The sequence below is a fragment of the Parabacteroides sp. CT06 genome (genome assembly GCF_002257605.1).
GTDB classification, from domain to species: domain Bacteria; phylum Bacteroidota; class Bacteroidia; order Bacteroidales; family Tannerellaceae; genus Parabacteroides; species Parabacteroides distasonis.
This window is the reverse complement of the sequence record NZ_CP022754.1, coordinates 3163039-3181881: the sequence shown is the minus strand read 5'-3', so window position 1 is coordinate 3181881 and position 18843 is coordinate 3163039. Positions and strand designations below refer to the sequence as shown.

General features: G+C 41.0%; 16 protein-coding genes. 9 read left to right on the top strand and 7 right to left on the bottom strand.

Annotated features, from left to right (window positions below; all coding sequences use genetic code 11):
• Positions 1-14: 14 nt before the first annotated feature.
• The 6 genes from CI960_RS13815 to CI960_RS13790 are packed head-to-tail and all read right to left on the bottom strand — an operon-like array spanning position 15 to position 7619.
• The gene (locus CI960_RS13815) at positions 15-1163 is read right to left on the bottom strand and encodes a hypothetical protein (protein ID WP_004322091.1); all 1149 of its coding nucleotides are present in this window, start codon (positions 1161-1163) and stop codon (positions 15-17) included.
• A 3-nt stretch (positions 1164-1166) separates the two neighbouring features.
• A complete protein-coding gene (locus tag CI960_RS13810) occupies positions 1167-2045 on the bottom strand; it encodes a TssN family type VI secretion system protein (protein WP_004322089.1) in 879 nt (292 codons plus the stop codon).
• 13 nt (positions 2046-2058) lie between these two features.
• Positions 2059-2994, bottom strand: coding sequence for a hypothetical protein (locus tag CI960_RS13805; protein ID WP_005777320.1), 936 nt, complete (start codon positions 2992-2994; stop codon positions 2059-2061).
• A complete protein-coding gene (locus CI960_RS13800; protein WP_011203024.1) occupies positions 2979-5417 on the bottom strand; it encodes an AAA family ATPase in 2439 nt (812 codons plus the stop codon). The genes CI960_RS13805 and CI960_RS13800 overlap by 16 nt, the downstream gene beginning before the upstream one ends.
• Complete coding sequence (locus tag CI960_RS13795) at positions 5414-7189, bottom strand: type VI secretion system baseplate subunit TssF (RefSeq protein WP_011203023.1); 1776 nt, start codon at positions 7187-7189, stop codon at positions 5414-5416. Before CI960_RS13795 ends, CI960_RS13800 begins: the two co-directional genes overlap by 4 nt.
• A 7-nt stretch (positions 7190-7196) precedes the next feature.
• Positions 7197-7619: a GPW/gp25 family protein gene (locus CI960_RS13790; RefSeq protein ID WP_004310150.1), complete on the bottom strand. Its 423-nt coding sequence runs from the start codon at positions 7617-7619 to the stop codon at positions 7197-7199.
• A 167-nt stretch (positions 7620-7786) separates the two neighbouring features.
• On the opposite strand from CI960_RS13790, the gene CI960_RS13785 reads away from it, so the two are divergent.
• From CI960_RS13785 to CI960_RS13750, 8 genes are all read left to right on the top strand, one after another.
• Positions 7787-8254, top strand: a complete 468-nt coding sequence (locus tag CI960_RS13785) for a hypothetical protein (RefSeq protein ID WP_004310151.1) — start codon at positions 7787-7789, stop codon at positions 8252-8254.
• A gap of 12 nt (positions 8255-8266) precedes the next feature.
• Positions 8267-9646, top strand: coding sequence for a DUF5458 family protein (locus CI960_RS13780; protein ID WP_004310152.1), 1380 nt, complete (start codon positions 8267-8269; stop codon positions 9644-9646).
• A gap of 112 nt (positions 9647-9758) precedes the next feature.
• Complete coding sequence (locus CI960_RS13775; RefSeq protein ID WP_004310153.1) at positions 9759-10373, top strand: hypothetical protein; 615 nt, start codon at positions 9759-9761, stop codon at positions 10371-10373.
• Positions 10374-10378: 5 nt separating this feature from the next.
• Positions 10379-10954 carry a hypothetical protein gene (locus CI960_RS13770; RefSeq protein WP_011203022.1) on the top strand — a complete coding sequence of 192 codons (576 nt, stop codon included), beginning with the start codon at positions 10379-10381 and terminating at the stop codon, positions 10952-10954.
• Positions 10955-11523: 569 nt separating this feature from the next.
• Positions 11524-12300 (top strand): TetR/AcrR family transcriptional regulator, encoded by a 777-nt coding sequence (locus CI960_RS13765; protein WP_011203021.1) that lies wholly within the window; start codon positions 11524-11526, stop codon positions 12298-12300.
• Positions 12301-13082: 782 nt separating this feature from the next.
• Positions 13083-13496 carry a single-stranded DNA-binding protein gene (locus CI960_RS13760; RefSeq protein WP_009017601.1) on the top strand — a complete coding sequence of 138 codons (414 nt, stop codon included), beginning with the start codon at positions 13083-13085 and terminating at the stop codon, positions 13494-13496.
• Positions 13497-13736: 240 nt separating this feature from the next.
• Positions 13737-14492 (top strand): ParA family protein, encoded by a 756-nt coding sequence (locus tag CI960_RS13755; RefSeq protein ID WP_009041028.1) that lies wholly within the window; start codon positions 13737-13739, stop codon positions 14490-14492.
• A 6-nt stretch (positions 14493-14498) separates the two neighbouring features.
• A complete protein-coding gene (locus tag CI960_RS13750; RefSeq protein ID WP_004310159.1) occupies positions 14499-14753 on the top strand; it encodes a hypothetical protein in 255 nt (84 codons plus the stop codon).
• A 70-nt stretch (positions 14754-14823) separates the two neighbouring features.
• Here CI960_RS13750 and CI960_RS13745 read toward each other — a convergent pair whose 3' ends face one another.
• On the bottom strand, positions 14824-16143 hold the full coding sequence (locus CI960_RS13745) for an ATP-binding protein (protein ID WP_094582392.1): 1320 nt from the start codon (positions 16141-16143) through the stop codon (positions 14824-14826).
• 554 nt (positions 16144-16697) lie between these two features.
• Between CI960_RS13745 and CI960_RS13735 the strand changes: the two genes are divergently transcribed.
• Entirely contained in the window at positions 16698-18437 is a 1740-nt protein-coding gene (locus tag CI960_RS13735; RefSeq protein WP_008659497.1) for a ParB/RepB/Spo0J family partition protein, read from the top strand.
• Positions 18438-18843: the final 406 nt, after the last annotated feature.

Below are 18843 nucleotides of genomic sequence, written 5' to 3'. Positions count from 1 at the left end.
TATGATTTAATCGCTCAACCTATAAACGACCATGATCGTTTCTTTTGAGCCTCTATTGTTTCGTGACTTTCGTCTCCTACTATAATATTCTCACGAACCATTCCGATGTATTCCAGTTCACTCATTTTGTGGAACATATTGCTGAGCAGTGTCACAAATGCCCCTGCCGTCTGCAATGATTGGTTTATATTGGTATGGTCATACATAAGCTTGGTTAGGCTCTCTATCTTCGTGATAAATTCAGAGGGTGTGACATTGGTCCACTCATAGAAGTATTGGAGCAATTGTTCTCTTTCCGTTTCAGAAAGACTTTGAAGAGCGGAGTTCAGACCGTTTGCAAGCTCATTCACGGCCTGCACAAGATATATCGGCGGTTGCTCTAAGGCGATTTGTTCGATAAAGAAGATTCTTGAGTTGTAAAAGGCCGAGAAAGCCTTACACAGCTCAAATGTATTATTGGCAAGCGTATCTCTACGCTTGTCAGCAACATTCCTGCTGTAAATGAGTTTCACGTCTTCTTTTATCGACTGTAGGGTACGTGCCAATTGGGAAATGAATGTTTTAATCCCATCGTGGCAAGCGGAATGTTGTACCGGTGGAATATATTGATGATTGATTTTATAGGTATTCCCTTGTCTGCATACCTCTGCCACCAGCAAAAAATTCTGGCTGTAGAAAGATTTGTTGACTTGGTTTCTGGGAACGATATGGAGTTTTATGCTCGGCAAGACATACGGGTGATGCAAAGGCACCTCTTCCGGGTCCGGTTCACCGACAGGTATCAAGTGATACGGATCTACGGATATTAGTACCATATACTCGCTGTCCTCGGCTTGCAGACCGGATTCTGAAATGGTTGCACAGGGTTTCTCATCCCCGTATAAACCGTCGTAATAAACGATGGGCAGACCGCCTTTGGTGATAGCGTTGCAGCTTTTCAGGCGGACACAGAGAGTGGACATGGTATCACCTGAAATCTCTATTTCAAGATTGTCACCTATCCCTTCAAGGACCTCTCCAAGACCATAGTTATAACTGGTCAGACTCCTTCCTGCTTCGCGGTTGAGAGCTTCCGTTTGGCAATATTGGTTTGCAAAGAAATGCTGGCTGGTCAGCTTCAGACCATTGACCCAGTTTACAGGCAAATATGTTAGTGTTTTCATATATTATGATGTTTTTGTTTCTACTTGTACACGTCGGATATATATCGTTTGATTATTCTTAATCTTATTGCCCTCACTCGTCAGAGTGGGGTCAAGTATTCTTATGAACAACGGGAAGTTAAACCATTTTGAGGTATAGAACATCCATCCGATTTGCATATCTTCCTTCTCTGTTTCAATCTTGTTTTGGGGGAAACGCCTGTTTTGGTCTTCGATAACCCAATTGAACCAATTCCCAAGAGATATTTCATTGGGCAGGCGGACAACCAACGAAGCGTATGTCGGGTCTTTTATATTCCGTTTGATTTTGACTTTGACCGTTCGGAAGCCGAAGTTGTCTATGTTGTCCCAATATTTCCGGTCAAAGGTACCATAGCTCAATTCCCATGGGGTATATATCGGGTGCGGGATGTCCAGGAACAGGGTTCTGCTGTACATAATCAGATATGGGATTGCAAACCACAGGATATTTGTTGTGTTCCATAGCGAATAAGGTAGCTTGCTTATCAGTTCAAACAGTAGATAGTAGCACCATCCGCCTAAAGCGCATATTGTGGTTAGAGTGAGAATGACCGCTGTTCGGGAACTGCCAATACCGATTGCTCCGAACAAATCGGAGGTTGACAGTTTGCAGAACAATGCTCCAAGGAGGATATAGGACAATATCGTGAATGTCAAGCCTCCCCAGACGTATTCGTTTTTTAGGAAACCGAACAGGCTGGGTAAAGCAACGGCAATGGAAGCCAGAAGAATGAATATGATTAATTTCTTCAGGCTAAGTTTGCTCTTGATCGTTTTTATTCCGGTCAAGACAAATATCATCACGGCTACAAATAATGGAGCCAATAAATAACGTGCAAAGAAATATAGCAATATCTTCATATTATTAGATTTTTCATAAGTTCATATTATATCCTAATCGGTTTTCTCCGAGTATAAAATCCGTTTCTCCACGTACCAGATAATCAACTTCGATATTTCTTGTTGAAAGGATGAAAAATTCAAGTATCCGGCGGACATTGGATAGATGCGTTTTTACCTCCTCATAGTCATCTGTCGGAGTATCAAGGATGATTGTCGCCGTCAAATCATCGGTTTCGCTTATCATTAGACCATTAAGGCCTAATGTCTGTCCGACACATCCGGAACCGACGGAAAGGTAAACCGTTTCATCAATCTCATGGACTTCCAGTCGCAGTTTCACCTTCAATCCCAAAACGATAAGAAGCAGTTGCTCGATAGCAGGCAGGTTCTCTTTATACCGTTCTGCATTGCAGAGGAATAGGAACAGCTTATATTTCTGATGGGAAGTAATGGATAGTTCGACATTTTCCATTACTTCAATCATCTTGATGAAGTTCTTCTTGGAGTCCGGGTCTGAAAAGAAATTCAGATGGCGGTTATTGATACGGACCTTTTCTTTGAAAAACTCTGTATCAAAGGGTGCAAAGAATTGTATAAGCTCTTTATCCTGTTTTTCATTGGCTCGGATGGCTTCAACTATCTCCTTGTTGCTCATGCCCGGTGTGCTAAGCACCAATGGATGAAATAGTAATTCCGGCAATTGATGATAGATGCTGTTTCTTGCCAGATTCAGCAATATATATTCTTTGTCGGCATTTGTCGCCGCGATATGCTGTACCGAAACACTTAATACATCTCTGGATTTCACACGACTGTTCATACCATGGCAATTAACCATAGTATGGTCCAACAGCCGCCGGTCAAGAATAAATTGAAGTTCATCATAAAAGATTTCTGCGACAAAATTTATTGCCTGACTTCGTTGGATGCTTTCCAAGGGTTTCTTTTGCGCTAACATTGTTCCCATATCAGTTCACCGTTTCGATAGTTTATGACGATGTTGTCACCCGACTTGATTTGCTCAGAGACAATCAGACGAGATACGGACTTCTTGATATAAGTTCTTATGACTCCTGCTATCGGACGTGCGCCGTATTTGGGAGAATACCCTTTGTTTGCCAGATGTTGCAATGCTTCATCCGACAAATTCAACTGGATGTTTTTCTGTTTCATCAGTTGTTCTTGCAATCTTCCAAAATGGAGGTTGAATATCTGTTTGGCGACATTTTCATCTATTGGCGCAAACGGAACCACCTCGGTGAGACGTCCCAAAAATTCAGGTCGGAAATACTGTGCCATAACCTCGATGAGCTTTCCGGAATCAGGAGTATGTCCGGATTGTATTTGTTCCACAATCCACTGGCTTCCGATATTGGATGTGAAAATGATTATGGAATTTGAAAAATCTCCTTCCCGGCCCAGTTTATCATGTATTTTGCCTTCATCCATCATTTGCAGGAAAACATCATAAACGCTGCTATGGGCTTTCTCAATCTCATCGAATAACACTACCGAATAAGGTTTCTGTCTGATTTGAGTGACCAGTAAACCACCTTCCTCATATCCTACATATCCCGGAGGTGCACCATACAGCAATGCAGCCGAATGTTCTTCCTTGAACTCGGACATGTCAAATCTGATCATGGCTGATTCGTCATCAAACAGTAACTCGGCCAGTGATTTTGTGAGTTCTGTTTTTCCCGTTCCGGTAGGGCCAAGGAAGAAGAATGAACCTATAGGCTTCTTGGGGTCACTCAGTCCGCTGCGTGATTCTATAATGGCATCTGATAAAGTCGTAATAGCCCGGTTCTGTCCTTTGACCCGTTCTTGCAATTTGCTCTCGATGCTCAAAAGTCGGTCCTTCTCGCGGGCTTGTATTTTTCCGATAGGTATATTGGTGCACTCCGCTACAATCGCCTCTATTTCCGAAGAGCGTATCTCTTCAATAGACTGGTCGGATAGTGCCTTTAATTCTTTGATGATGCCCGACAAACGTCCTGCTTTTATCGCGATGTCATCTTCTTTATCCCATACATAGTTGTCTGACAGTTTGGTGGTCAATACGACACTGATTTTGCTGAATACAGAACGGTATAGTAAGTAAAGCGGCCCTTCAGATATTTTTTCGTCGAGACTCTTTATTTCCTCAAAATCCGCTTCCAAATCAGAAACACTGGCTCGTGCATTCTTATTGCATAGCCGGACGGCAGCAGCGGTTCTGTCAAGCAGGTCGATGGCGGCAGATGGCAGGCTGCGTTCCTTAAAATATCGTTTGGAGAGTGCGATTGAATCTTTAATACACGCATCTGAAATTCTCAGCTCGTAATAGTTTTCAATCCTTTTTTTATGTAATTGTATGGCACTTTCAAGTGTAGCCGTATCCAGTTCTTCAATCTTTATGATATCAAGACGCCCTTCTATCGGATGCTTTTCGATGTTCTTCCGGTAAGAATCGTTCGTGAGTGTGAGAACAAGATTTGCGGCTCCCTCGCTGATTTGTGCACTTAATATGTTGATGAGTGTGGATGCTTTGCCTGATACGCTGTTCTCCAAAAGGACCTGTAAATCATCAATCACCAGCACAGCTTGTTCCAATTGGTTGAGCTTGTGCATCAGATTGACAACTTTTTGTGCTATCTCCGTTTCAGACGAGGTTGATGCGAGCAGTTTTGCCGTATTGAGTCCGACAATAGATATTTGCTTTAACATCTCGTCTTCATTCTCACAGATATCTTTGACAAAGGCGTTGATGATGGAACTCTTCCCGATACCGGATTCACCGACAATCAGTATGCCCTTGTTCTCTGAGCGTTCGAGGCATTCTAAAATAGTACGGACCTCTTTTTCCCTACCGACGACAAAGCCACCGGCATTGATGGTTTCTTGCTTTTTTAGGTTGTCGGCATAAGGAACGCTTGCTGTTATCTGCATTTCCTCTCCTTGATAAGAATGCAACGGGGTAAGGGCATTGTAGTGGGACAATATGTCATCTTCCGAAACATCCAGTATCTCTATCTGCTGATGCGAATATACGACACCTTCACGCAATATGGCGGTAAACACACAGATGGAGTCTATGGAATCCGCTCCTAATTTAATTTTAGACCGTTCGGACTCATCCAAGACTTTTGACACTTCTTCGTCAGGCTCCACTTCTTCTGTGGAAGTGCCACTGGACCTATACATTTCGCGGTGGGTGTCAAACCATTCCATTATGTAGCCGACATCCTTCTGCATCGAGGATAAAATTTCTTTTAGACCCGTGTTTTCTGCAAACATGGCCATGACAAGATGTGACACGCCGAACGTGTTATGCTTGTCTTGAAGTGCCATTCCTCTTGCTATCTTAAGGGCAGACACCAAACTTGGACTATAATTGCTATCATTCATACGAATTTGATTTTATAGTTTGAATTACATACAGAGCGTTCAGTCAAATCTTTTTCAAGATAATGGGCCAATTCTTCCAGATTGGGAATTTCATCTTTATCAAATTGTCCAAGTTTTATCTTGACCTCTGTCACTCTGATTAATCCTTTTTTGCTGTCAGGAGATATAGCTACGCCATTACCGACTTCGACTGATTCAACATGTTTTCCCAGCTTGTGAAACAAGTAGCTTTTGATGTCTTCTTTAGATATAATCCGTTCCCGGGACAACAGACCATACCTTAAACTATTAATAAGTTCCTGTTCGCTATCATGCGTTGTTCCTCCTTGCATACAAGTGCGCAACATGATGCCTGAAGCGTCATATTTTTCTATGTTGAATTGCTGTATCAGTGTGCGTTCATTGAAACCGTTCGCCAGAGATCCGGAAGTCACCCAATATTTTATCTCGGCATTGGTCGCATCCTTTTGTGGGACACTTAAAACAAAGGCCTTTATTTTGTTATCTCCTTTTAGCGTGGCCTCCAATCCTTTCTCTATATCATTTATCTTGTTGAACAACTCTTTGAGCTGCGTCGAAAGTGCATCCGGATTCATTGAAGCAAAAGCACTCCCGTCTTCTTTCATTAATTGTAACACTTTTGAAATTAATGAGCGGGCACTGTCCGAATCAAATCGTTCAAGGTCGCCAAAATACAGGCTGAATATACCTGTCGGATTTTCCTCATACTGGTTCAGTCGGTTTACATATTCCCGGCCTTTGTTGTCTTGAAACGAGCGTATGTTCAAGAATTGTGTACGGCCCGGACATTTCAGGGGTATAATTCGTCCGGTGGAACGGAAATTATGCTGTTTGTAAACGATTTGTCTGTTTACAACCGGAAATGTGTTCAAATATACTTCCAGATTTTCAAGACTTTCTTTCGTGAATATTTCAGGAAAGACTATCTTGACCCAAAAGAGATTCTCAGAGTCATCCGGGACCTCGCAGTCGGCCACATAACCGGGAAACATTTCTCGGTAGGTATGTTTCTCTTTGGAAGCATCTTTTATACCCACATTAAAATATAGGTCACTATAAAAATCGCGGATTTCATCAAAGTAGTGCGCATTACTATATGGATCTTCAACATGAAGGCCTGTTTTTGCATTCAATCGGTTTCCTGTGCAGTCATAGAAGAAAGCCATATTCATAAACGGAAGCAACCCCATATCGGAAGGCTTGATACAAAACATTACAGAGTCCATTTTTTGCAGGACTTCTTTAGACACATCCAGCCCGACCCAGATGCAATAATCCGCTATCCGGTTTTTAGGGCCAAGGAAGCGTGTTGGAGTGCTAAAGCTATCGGTTGAATGCCTTATACTATCGTTGTATGCGATTGCTTTGACTTTTGCATCAACCAGTTTATAGGAAAACAAAGGGGTTATAAAGACTTGAATATCCCCTTTGCCAAATATGTTTTTCTCTGCATAAAAATGATCTTCGGCATCAAGTTCGCAACATTCCCCATGATTGGGGGTAATAGTCATAAGCGCATGGGCCGGCTTTGGCAGCGACCATTTGTTTCCTATGAGTATTCTGGACAGGCGGTGAAGTATCCGTGAATCGGACTGATCTATTTCTTGATGCAGCTTGTTGGACTCATGGGCAAAAACTTCAAGCAGCAAATCTATCACGGGGTCCATATCGCGTATATCGGATACACCCCAAAACTCCATAGCCTGCTTTAATATTCGTTCCTTTATTGCGATTTGTTTCTTGTCTGACATAGTTCGATTATTGTGATAAAGGGCTTATATATAATGAGGTGTTAAAACTGAATTTCTCGTTGGTTCTATCCATTATTCCGGTCACCGTTATTTGTGCCTTTCTTCGGATATGAGATACTTTATCTATATTTTCTTCTTCTATTTCCAAAAGGGTGACGTTCACATCTACATTCCGTAGTCTCTTTTCATATTTCTCTATCGTTTTTATTAAGGAGTTTTTTACTCCTTCCTCCCAATCGCTGATTTTCACAAGTTGGTTGAACTCAAGGTCCCATATCATGGAACCAAAGTCTTCTCGGCCGATAACTTCCCCATGGTGAGAAAGAATCAGTAGCATGATGTGTTGGGCTATCGATTCCTGATAGGAACACCTTTGCAATTTCTTGGCAACAGCCGATTGCAATTGTAATGGCATTTTCAGGTAAGTCATACTATTCTTTTATTTTATTCTATTTCGCAAATATACTCTTTTCCTTGTTAGATGCCAATAAAATGCTCCTAAAAATTTGACGGTTTCAGAAATAATTCATATATTGTGCACGGTCACAAAACCAAAAGAGAGCTATAAAAAAAGTATGATATTAAAAAGTAAATTCTATGGCAATCTACAATTATGGAATTGGAGGCAACGAAGTAAAAGTCGATGCGAACGAATCCATCGCGGAAATCCCCTCCAACCGAACTTTGATAGTTCAAAAACTGACAGATGAAGCTCCTGCGGCTCCGGAAAGCGTGTATGGTTTGGAAACCATTGAAGATGTGTTCCAACGTTTTGAACCAACAGTTGACTTATGCCACGTGGATGCGGAAGGTAATGAAATCAAGGAAATCATGACATTCACCGGACTTGGAGACTTCGGAGCCAAGAAGATTAAAGAGAAGAGTGATTTCTTGAGTAAACTTGACATTGAGAAAGAGCAGGGTGTCAGAATAACTCGCCAGCTTACTTCCAACCGCGCTTTACAGAAAGCACTTGAAAATCCGGAAGTCAAAAATGCCATTATGGACGTGATTGAATCATCAATCGAGGAGATTCTGGCAAATCAAAAGAAAGTAGAACTTTAATCTTTTACTAAGATGAAGCAGGAAACTCAACAACAGACAGCCAGTACGACAACCTCACAGAAAGTCGTATCACAACAGGCGCAAAAGTCATCTGCATCGGCAATAGACAAACTCAAAGAATTTGGTGGCTTCGCTTTTCTTGAAAATATCATAGATGGGTATTCCAATCTTAATCCGGCACGAAAGGCCCGTCGCAACATCTTCCTCACGGATGAACAGTGGGAAAATGAACGTAAGGCCTTGGTTAATCGCTTAAGCGTATGGCTCAAACTCTTACGTGAGAATGACACTGCCGAACAAATGCGGGACAAGGCCAAAGAAACCGCAGAAAACGCCGAGAACCTTCTTAATCATAACTTGAAGAATGCTCTTGCCAGGACACGGGAACTTGAAAGCGCATATCGCACTATTGCGTTCTTTTACAAGAACACGGAAAGTGATAAGGTGAAGAATGTCACCATTGTCAATGCGACCATGGAGCAGCTTCAGGATTTGGACAATACCATTTTCGCTGACCACATTAGCAACGAACTCAAACAGAATTTTGACCGTCTTGACCTGCGTCGCAACTACTCCTTGCTTGTCGTTCCTGGGTATATAGGCTCAAATGCCATTTTGGATAAGTGGTCTAAAATGGCATACGAGAACAAGGTTTTTCTTGTTACAGACTTCCAAGACCTTGAAACTCCGGACGATGTAGTAGATATATTCTTCAATGCCAATCATACGAGTGGAGATGTGTTCAAATCGAATACTATTATGACCTGTAACTGGTTGCTTGGTCGTCAAAGAGAGGAAAGCGTTGGAGAAGAAGAAAATCTTTATATTCCGCCATCTTCTTCACTTGCCGGAAAAATATACAACACCTTAATGTCTCAGGTAGTAGCCGGAAAGAAATTTGGTGGACTTAATGAAGTAGAAAGTGTACGCTTCGACCTTCGCAAGAGCGAGATTTCAGAGCTTGAACGTATGGGGCTTGTGCCGATGGTGAACGAGTACAGCAAGGTTATGGCTTTCTCCGCCAAGACATTATTTAATGGAGATAATCTTGGCTTGCAGACCTACTCCGTAGTTCGTGTATTCGACTATATAACGAAGGTACTGATTGACTTCCTGAACCGTCGGGCATTTGAAAATTGGACTACTCGCACGGAAGCAGATTTGCGTGGTCAGGTTGTGAAATTCCTCGATAGTGTAATGGGACCGAACAAACTCATCGAACGCTTCAAGGTTATGAAGATTGAACAAGACCCGAATCAGAAAGACCGTGTGCTTCTTGACATCCACATCACACCGTATTTCCCGGCAAAAAGCTTCGTGATACAGCTTGCCGGTCATAAAGGCGATAATCCGGAGGATGCTATTTGGGAAAGCGAATATCATCAAGAATAGTATTGAATAATTTTAAATTTACAGATGGGCATAACTATGCCCATCTGTAAATCATTTATCAGGGTCATGTGTTGCTGAAATTATATGTCTTATTATTGAAATCTTTACTTATATGAAACTCCGAGATGTGGATATTATTATTTCTGGTACAAAAACTGGGGATACCTATTATGCAAAATCTTATCCATGCAGTGATATGGATAAGAATAGCAAAATAGAGCTCTATGGAGTCCCTGTATATTATGTCTATATCAAAGGTACTGATGATAAAGGTCAAAGTGTAAAATATACATGGAAAGCATTACGCTTCATGCCGTATTATAACCCACCAAATTTTAGTTCTTATAAAACAATTGGATGGGTTAATAGTGGCTTGCATAAGCTCAATAGGCAGCCTGCGCCAGAATATAAAAAAGCCTATGAAGTACATAATACATATTCTCAACATAATGGTGCAATAGTTCTAAAAGGAACTTTTTACATTCACGCTGGTCCTGAAGATCTTACTCATATTGGATGGGGAGCAGCAGGGTGCGTTGAAATAATAGGAAGTTTTAGTGAGTTTAAAGATCAAGTAAAAGAATTATCGGGGTCAACTCAAGTTGATGCGGATAGTGCAATTTCTGAATTAGTTTTTTATAAAAAACTTTATATAGAAATTGAATATGCTACTCCACCCAATATTAAAGCAAATTTTTATAAAGAAGTTAGTATAAAAAGGAGATAAGATTTATGTGTAACATAAAATATATACTATGTACTATATTTTGTATGTGTGCATATCTTCATGCTGCTGCAATCTGTAGCGATAGTATATCTGATAAGTTTTCATATAAGGTACTTGAAAATCTCAATTATTGTTGGGATAATAATAATATTGTCTATGAGGATACTAATTCCAAAGATACTGCTTTATTTGTCTCGTCTCATAAATACATAATCTCTCCTATTTTAAACGCTTTTTGTAATAATGTGAACGAACAGACAGAGTTGGCTAAGATCGGATATTGTTGTAAGCATTATCTCATTAAAGTCCCAAATAAATCAAAGAAAAATATACAATATTACTCTATAGAAATCAATATTCTATCTAATATAAAGAGCCATGCCCCCATAACCTCAAAAATAGAAGAATTAAAAAAACAGGACTATGCGATTATTGATATTATATCAGAGGCTCCTGTTATGTGTCTTGTTTTTGTGGAAGCAGATTATTTAGTAGCCGTAACTTATAATATGTTCTACGATTTTGATGATGTATTATCCTTTTCGAAATTCTTTGTAAAAGAACACTTCTCAACAAAATAATTAGATGTCATTACACAGTGAATATAAAACGTAATACATCCTCTTTCAAAGAAAAAATAGAGTTTCATTTTTCGATATATAATGCTTCTTCATTCTTATAATTCTCACATGAATAATCCAACATGAAGTTTTCTTTATATGAAATCATTAGGGTCTCATTTAAATTGACTTCTCTTATCGCAACCGGAAACTATCAGGGATTTAATGTAGATGTGCAGCAAGTTTTCTTCGTGTAGTGAGTGCTCTTTTTTCAAATTGGAGATTTTCCTATAATATAGCAATAAATAAGTAAATTAATACGTCTATTATTGAAATGCAAATTTATTGGTAAACGTAGTTTTTATATTCTGTCTATTGTTTGTAAAGCATAAAAATGTATATTTGCAACAGACCCAATTGCTCTATATCAAAACAAATGAAAAGAGAATGGAATAGCTGTATAAATACTTACAGTCTACCTTGGGATATTATCGTCAATTCAGAAAAGAAGAAGTTTATCGAAAGCTAAAATAAAAATATTTCCTTTTACTGATTTTTGCAGATTTATTTTTATAACATACTATATAATAGTGAAACAGAAAGAAAAGAAAGCTCGAAATAGGAGGACAAATGAACAAATAGACAAGGAGGTAATATCCGAACTTGAAAAGCTTGTAGCTGAATACGGTTTTGGTAATGTCAATTTGAGTGCATTGATGAAAGCTGCAAACATAGAAGCTAATGTGTTTTATAGAAGATACGGCTCGATGGACAATCTTTACGACAGGCTTGCCAAGCAGTATGATTTCTGGATCAATGATGCTATTGACGTTTCCAGCCTGAACATATTGGGACCTAAAAAGTTTTTTGCGGAAACATTCAAGACCCTTTATAGGAACTTGTCTGATAACACTGTAATGCAAAAGTTGTTACTTTATGAAATGTCGGTTATCAATGAAACGACAAAGAGAACAGCAGAAACACGGGATATTATGAATCTAAATTTGATTGCGTTTTATGACAATCTGTTTAAACCGGCGAAAATCAATATTAAAGCTATTATGGCGAATCTGATTGGAGGAATTTATTATCTGATACTTCATAGGAGGTGTGCGAAAACCTGTACAATAGATTTTAGTACTCAAGAAGGGGAAAAGGTCTTTTTCGAATGGATAGATTTTCTAACAGATGCCATTTTTGACAAACTGGAAGCGTATGAAAGGAATAGAAAAGCAGCTCAAGAAATGTTATCAGACGGCATAAGTGAGTTTAAAATATGTAAATACATGGGCATCAATAAAAATGACTTAAAAATGTTACTTTCAAATAGCCATAGAAATTCACGAGAACTTTCAAAGGAAAGCTAAAAATTTTATTTATAGTACATATCATATTAATAAGTAGAATACCATAAAATATTCGCAAAACTCCATTGCTGCGTAAATCCCTATCCGGATACTTTGTATTAATAGCGGTCATTATCTGTATAGCCGTCGTGTGTATCCATGAACATATAAGTGATTATGGACTTAATAGTCTAATCAGGCCATTGGAGCAAGGGGTATTTGACGTTAGCTATTGTCGGTTACTTTTATAATTTTTTTCTATATCCCTCTGTATAAGGACTGATAGGCTGCTACAAGAAAAATCTGACACGCTTTGTGTAGCGCGTTACATAAAGTGCGTCAAGTTATTTTTCAAAGGGTACACGAACAGACTTGAAATTGCGGAATGATATAACTATATCACTATTCACAGTTTCAAGGTAGTCTTTGGAGCTTAGTCCTGCATGTCCGTTCTCCTGTTTTATTATTCCCTGCTTTAGCGTTTTCTATTCCTTTTTTATATACTTCTATTTATCGCTTTTCTGCTGCCGTGCAACCTGCCGTGGATTGAATTTTTCCGCAAAGGTAATCGCCAGTCCCAGTCGTGTCAATGCCGGCATTCAGCCGCAAGTGAAGCGCAAAAATCTTCCTCTCCGCTGGTGAGCGTATTTTTCCTCTTCAGCCTTGCCAAATTGTTCCTGCCGCCTTTGGATGCAGAAAAAATCATCCCGGAGGTCGCAAACAGGCCAAACAGAGGGAAATAAAGAATATTTATAAACTAAGGTAACGGTAGGATTAACCACCTGCCACAAAAAGAATTTATTATGTTATACGTTCACACAATTGGTCGCATTGGCAAGGATTGCCAGGTTATTACTGGAGCACACGGTTCATTTATTGCATTTGATATTGCGGTAGATGACTATTCACATGGAAACAGCATCACTACTTGGGTAAGGGTACGGAGTAAGAAAGAGAACCATATTCGACTATCCGAATATCTTACCAAAGGACGGTTATTGCTCATTGAAGGGACACTTTCGGCTTCACTGTGGAAGGATAAGGATGAAAACTGTCAGATTCAACTATCCATTACGGCAGACGCATTGGAGTTCATCAATACCGGAAAGCGTGAGGGTACAACTTCAGAAGCAGAGAGTCCGACAGATGCCGCAAGCAATGTACCTGTACCACCGGTAGCTATGCCGCAAGAGGACAAGGAAGACTTGCCGTTCTGATGATGTGCATATAGAGTATTGAACAACAATAAATACTAAATGTAGTATTTACTAATTATAGTAAAGTAGGAAGTTAGTGAGTTACCTATTGCTGAAAGTAGTATTTACTACATTTAGTCTATTAGTATTTTAGTATAGTAGTAAATACTAAAATACTCTTTTTAGTAAAATAGTATATACTAATTATAGTATTTACTAAGAATAGTATTATCTTTGTATCGCATATAAAGACATCAAATTATGACAAAAATTATAGCTGTTTTGAATCATAAGGGTGGGGTTGGCAAGACAACTACCACCATCAATCTTGCCGCTGCTTTGCGACAGAAGAAAAAGCGTGTACTGGCTATCGACATGGACGGGCAAGCAAATCTTACAGAATCGTGTGGTCTCTCCATTGAGGAAGAACAAACGGTGTATGGGGCAATGAGAGGTGAATATCCCTTACCGGTTATCGAACTGGAGAACGGACTTGCTGTTGTGCCGTCCTGTCTCGACCTGTCGGCGGCAGAATCCGAACTGATAAACGAGCCGGGACGTGAGTTGATACTGAAAGGTCTGATTACGAAGTTGCTTGACAGTCGGAAGTTTGACTACATCCTGATTGATTGTCCACCTTCACTGGGCTTGCTGACACTCAATGCCCTTACCACAGCGGACTTTCTGATTATTCCGGTGCAGGCACAATTCCTCGCCATGCGCGGAATGGCGAAGATTACAAGCGTAATTGAGATTGTCAAGGAACGCCTGAACCCGAACCTGAGTATTGGTGGCATTGTTATTACCCAGTTTGACAAGCGCAAGACACTCAACAAGAGCGTAGCTGAAATTATCAATGACTCTTTCTGTGACAAAGTGTTCAAAACGCTTGTACGGGACAATGTGGCACTGGCCGAAGCTCCTATAAAGGGAAAGAACGTCTTTGAGTACAATAAGAACTGCAATGGAGCCAAAGATTATATGGCTTTAGCACAAGAGGTTTTGAAATTAAAATAAGACAATATGGGCAAGAGTGATTTATTGAAAGACAGTATGAAAAGCGGACTGGACGGATTGCTGTCATCCACGAAGAAATCTCCGCAAAAGAAGGAAGCCACACCACTTAAAACTGAAAAAGAGCCTGCGGTACATTGCAATTTCGTTATCGACAAGAGTGTTCATACGCGTATGAAATTCCTTGCTATTGAGAAGAATATGTCATTGAGAGACATTGTAAATGAGGCGATGAAGGAGTATTTGGAAAAAAACGGTAAGTGAGGGTATGTTCCTCGCTTACCGTTCTTTTAAATCTGTGACTTCTGTTAGTACGTTATGCCGATATGTATTGCTACATATCAGTCATTGACAACCCTTTGTATGACAGGGAATAACCTTTGAACTCTCCCGTTGCACGCATGAAAGCGGCTGCTTTCGCTTCCAGTTTTTCCATGTCGATATTTTCGGCCTTGCGTTTGACTTCGAAAAATGTCGCCGTATCGTCCAGTTCGTTTTCAGCTACTATGTCTATTTCGTTCTCACCCTTGCGGTCCCACCAGCCTCCGATACGCGTATAGACTTGCCGTTCTATCAGTACACGCTTAAAGTAACGTTCAAGCATCAGACCGCTGAAAGTTTCATAATCCCGACCTATAATCATCTTCACACTTCCATAGTTCTCTATCTCCAGCATATAGCTGTACTTGTAGATGAAGCGGAACCAGAACGTGAAAAAAATATCCTCGATGACATACCGGACATTCTTGGCGGAACTCTTCTCGAACAGCGGTTGCTTCTTCGATATGATTTCGTATTCTTTTTCCAGCTTGGTAAGATAACCGCCGATTTCCTTGCCTACCACGTTTTCAATTTCCGAACGGGATGTTTTTCCTCGTGCAATGGCCGATAGTATGGAGAAATAGATTCCGTAATCCTTGCCGAACTCTTCGATAAGAATCGCTTTACCCTCGCCCAAAAATATGGAGTCGGCCTTTATAATCTGGTCGAGCATAGTCGTTTTGGTTGTTGCTCCTGCATCCACGAGTAGTTGTACATACTTCGCCACACCGCCCGTGAAAGCGTACAATGCCAGCAGATCTTCCGCCGTGTAGCCGGGGTTGTATTCCGAAAGAATATCTTTCAGAACAGTTGGGGTAAACGGACGCACAGTCATAAAGCGCGACTGCCGGTTATACAACGGCTCTTTCTTATCCTTGAATATCTTTGTCATCATGGAATAAATCGAACCACAGACAATCAGGTTAATACGGGACTTCGGGCTGTATAGATCCCAGATGCGCTGCATATCGCTGAACACCGATTTGTTCACACGGAAAAACTCCTGGAACTCGTCGATAAAGAGTGTGATGGGACGTTCTGCCGAAAGTTTCATCAGGTACTCGAACACATCGGTAAAGTGTTCGGCCCGCCCCATGGTTGGGACTCCCAACTTGTTCTCTATTTCAAGCCGGTAGTCCTCACACAAATCGCCTTCGGCTTTCCGGGCAACAAAGAAATAGAGAATCGGTTCGTCCTCGTATGCCTTCCACACGAGTGATGTCTTACCGATACGGCGACGTCCCGTTACCACTGTAAACTGAGCATTGTTTTTGGCCATTTCGCGAATCTTGCGAAGAGAGGCTATTTCTTCTGTCCTGTCAAAAAATCTCATATCCTTATCCTTTTTTATTGCTGTTTCCGAAACGGCTGTTTCCGAAACGGCTGTTTCGTTACTGCAAAAATAATGCAAATTTCTGGTAAAACAGGCAATTGATACAGATTTATTTAGCGAAATGGCTCAAAGGATTTTTATCTGGTAAGTTCCATTCCTGTTTTACACCGTCTGGTCTTACGTCCTTCCGCTTGTCCCGTTGTATCGTTAATCATCCCTTTATAGTTCCATCCGTTTTACCATCCGCCTTTCAGCGTATTCTTCCTTTTCTATATTCTTTTAATGCCACTCATCCGGTCCATTCCTGCCATCACCGGTTGGTTTTCCAGACGCAAAGGTGGACTGCCGCGCTTGATTCCGTCGCTTTGAAGTGCATTTCCTATAAAATTCTTCCTTTCTGCGAAAGAGTAATTTTCCGGAAAAAGCGTCGGAAATCGCTTATTCGTCAGTCCTTGTAAAGCATCTGTAAATCCCAAGCGGTTCAGGCAGAAAAGAGAACCGAACAAAGGGAAAATAAAAAATTAAATATTAAAACCAATTAAATTTTTATGATTATGGAAGCAACAGCAATTCAATCAGTAGAGAAAAACATCACAATGGTAGCATTGGCAAACGTGCAGCCGAGCAATTACAACCCACGTAAGAATTTTGACGAAGCGAGCCTTGCAGAACTTTCCGAGAGTATTCGTCAGCAGGGTGTGTTACAGCCTATTGGAGTACGCCCAATAGAAGACAACCGCTTTGAGATTGTTTTTGGAGAACGCCGATATCGTGCCTCCCTCATGGCAGGATTGGAAGACATTCCGGCTGTCGTTATGGAAATTTCAGACGAAGTTGCCGAAGAAATGGCGGTAACTGAAAACCTCCAGCGCAAGGATGTTACCCCGATAGAGGAAGCAAATGCCTACCAAAAGCTCATTGATAGTGGTCGCCACGATGTGCAGTCTTTGGCGGTGCAGTTCGGTAAAAACGAAAGCTATATCCGCACACGCCTTAAATTCGTTTCCTTAATGCCCGAAATCGCACAGCTTTTGGAACAGGACGAAATCACAATCAGCGTAGCGAGCGAAATTTGCCGTTATGGGGAAGATATTCAGAAAGAGGTGTACAACAAGCATCTTAAAGAGGGGGTGCAGTACAATAGTTGGCGAGGAATGAAAGCCTCTGATGTTGCACGGAACATCGAACGGCAATATACCACCGACTTGGAGCGATACGCATTTGACAAGACCCTCTGTCTGTCGTGTCCTCACAATACAAATAATATGATGTTATTTTGCGAGGGTGGTTGCGGAAATTGCGCCAATCGTACTTGCCTTGCTGAAATGAATGCAGCATATCTCACGGAGAAAGCCGTGCGCCTTATGGAAGAACGCCCTGAGGTATCCCTCTGCTATGAAAGTTTCAACAGCAATGAAGCCGTAGTAGAACGTCTTACCGCCATGGGTTACGAAGTGGAAAGCCTTAACTATTATGCAAAGGCATATCCCGAACAGCCCGAAGCACCCCGAAAAGATGAGTACGACACCACCGAAGAATACGAACAGGCACAGAGCGAGTTCGAACAGGATTTGAACGATTACACGGAAGAATGCGAAGAAATCCGTACCCGAAGTGAAGCAGGTGAAATCATCCTTTATTTCCGTATTGAGAGCAAGGACATCGTACTCTGTTATGTTCCGAAAGTTACCTGTACTACCAATGACACAAAACAGGAGCAGACGCTTTCACCGGTAGAGAAGTTGGAAAAGCAAGACAAACGCAACAAGGAAATTGCCCTTGAAAAGACTGTAGAGGACACAAAAAAACAGATTTTGGAGGTTGATATGTCCGATTGCAAGTTTGGGCAAGACGAGGACAAGATGATTTATTTCTTCTTGCTATCATCCCTCCGCAAAGAGCATTTCGAAGCGGTAGGTATCGAGGAAAAAAAGCCTTATTCCTACCTTACAGATGAAGAAAAGATAAACATCATTGCCAACCTCACGAGCAAGCAGAAAGCGATTATTCGCAGGGATTTTCTAATTGCTAATTTCAAGAACGCATACGGCAACAATGCCATTGCATCCCTCTTGCTTGACTTCGCACAAAAACATATGCCCGACCTGTTGGCAGACATCAAGAACGGACATAATGAAGTGTATGAGAAGCGTCACCAACGTATCGAAGAGAAAAAAGCCGTTCTTTTGGTGCAGGAACAAGCAAAGCAGGAAGCGGAGCAATCTGACAAACAGCAATCCGAAGTAGGGATGCAGACCGAAGAACAGCCACAAGAGGAAGATATTGCAGCTTAACCATAATCAGTAACCAACGAATAGAGGGTGGAGTAATCTGTCCTCTATTCGTTCCTAATTTGTAATTAGATTAAGGTGAAGATGTTCACGGACAACTGCTCCAAACCGTTGTCGGGCGGCGCGTCTGCCGGGCAAACCCGCCATCCGCGCGATTATGCCTTTTCTATCCCATTTATAGCTACCTCCCGATACCCCGCCGCCACCCGTCTTCATTTATACCTATCAGTTTCCTCCTTTTTATCTTTTCCATCTTATTCCTTCTCCGGTTCCTTCCTGTCCTCGCCGGTTGGTTTTCCAGACGCGAAGGTGGACTGCCGCGCTTGATTCCATCGCTTTGAAGTGCATTTTTATAAAATTCTTCCTTTCTGTGAAAGAGTAATTTTCCAAAAAAAGCGTTGGAAGTAGC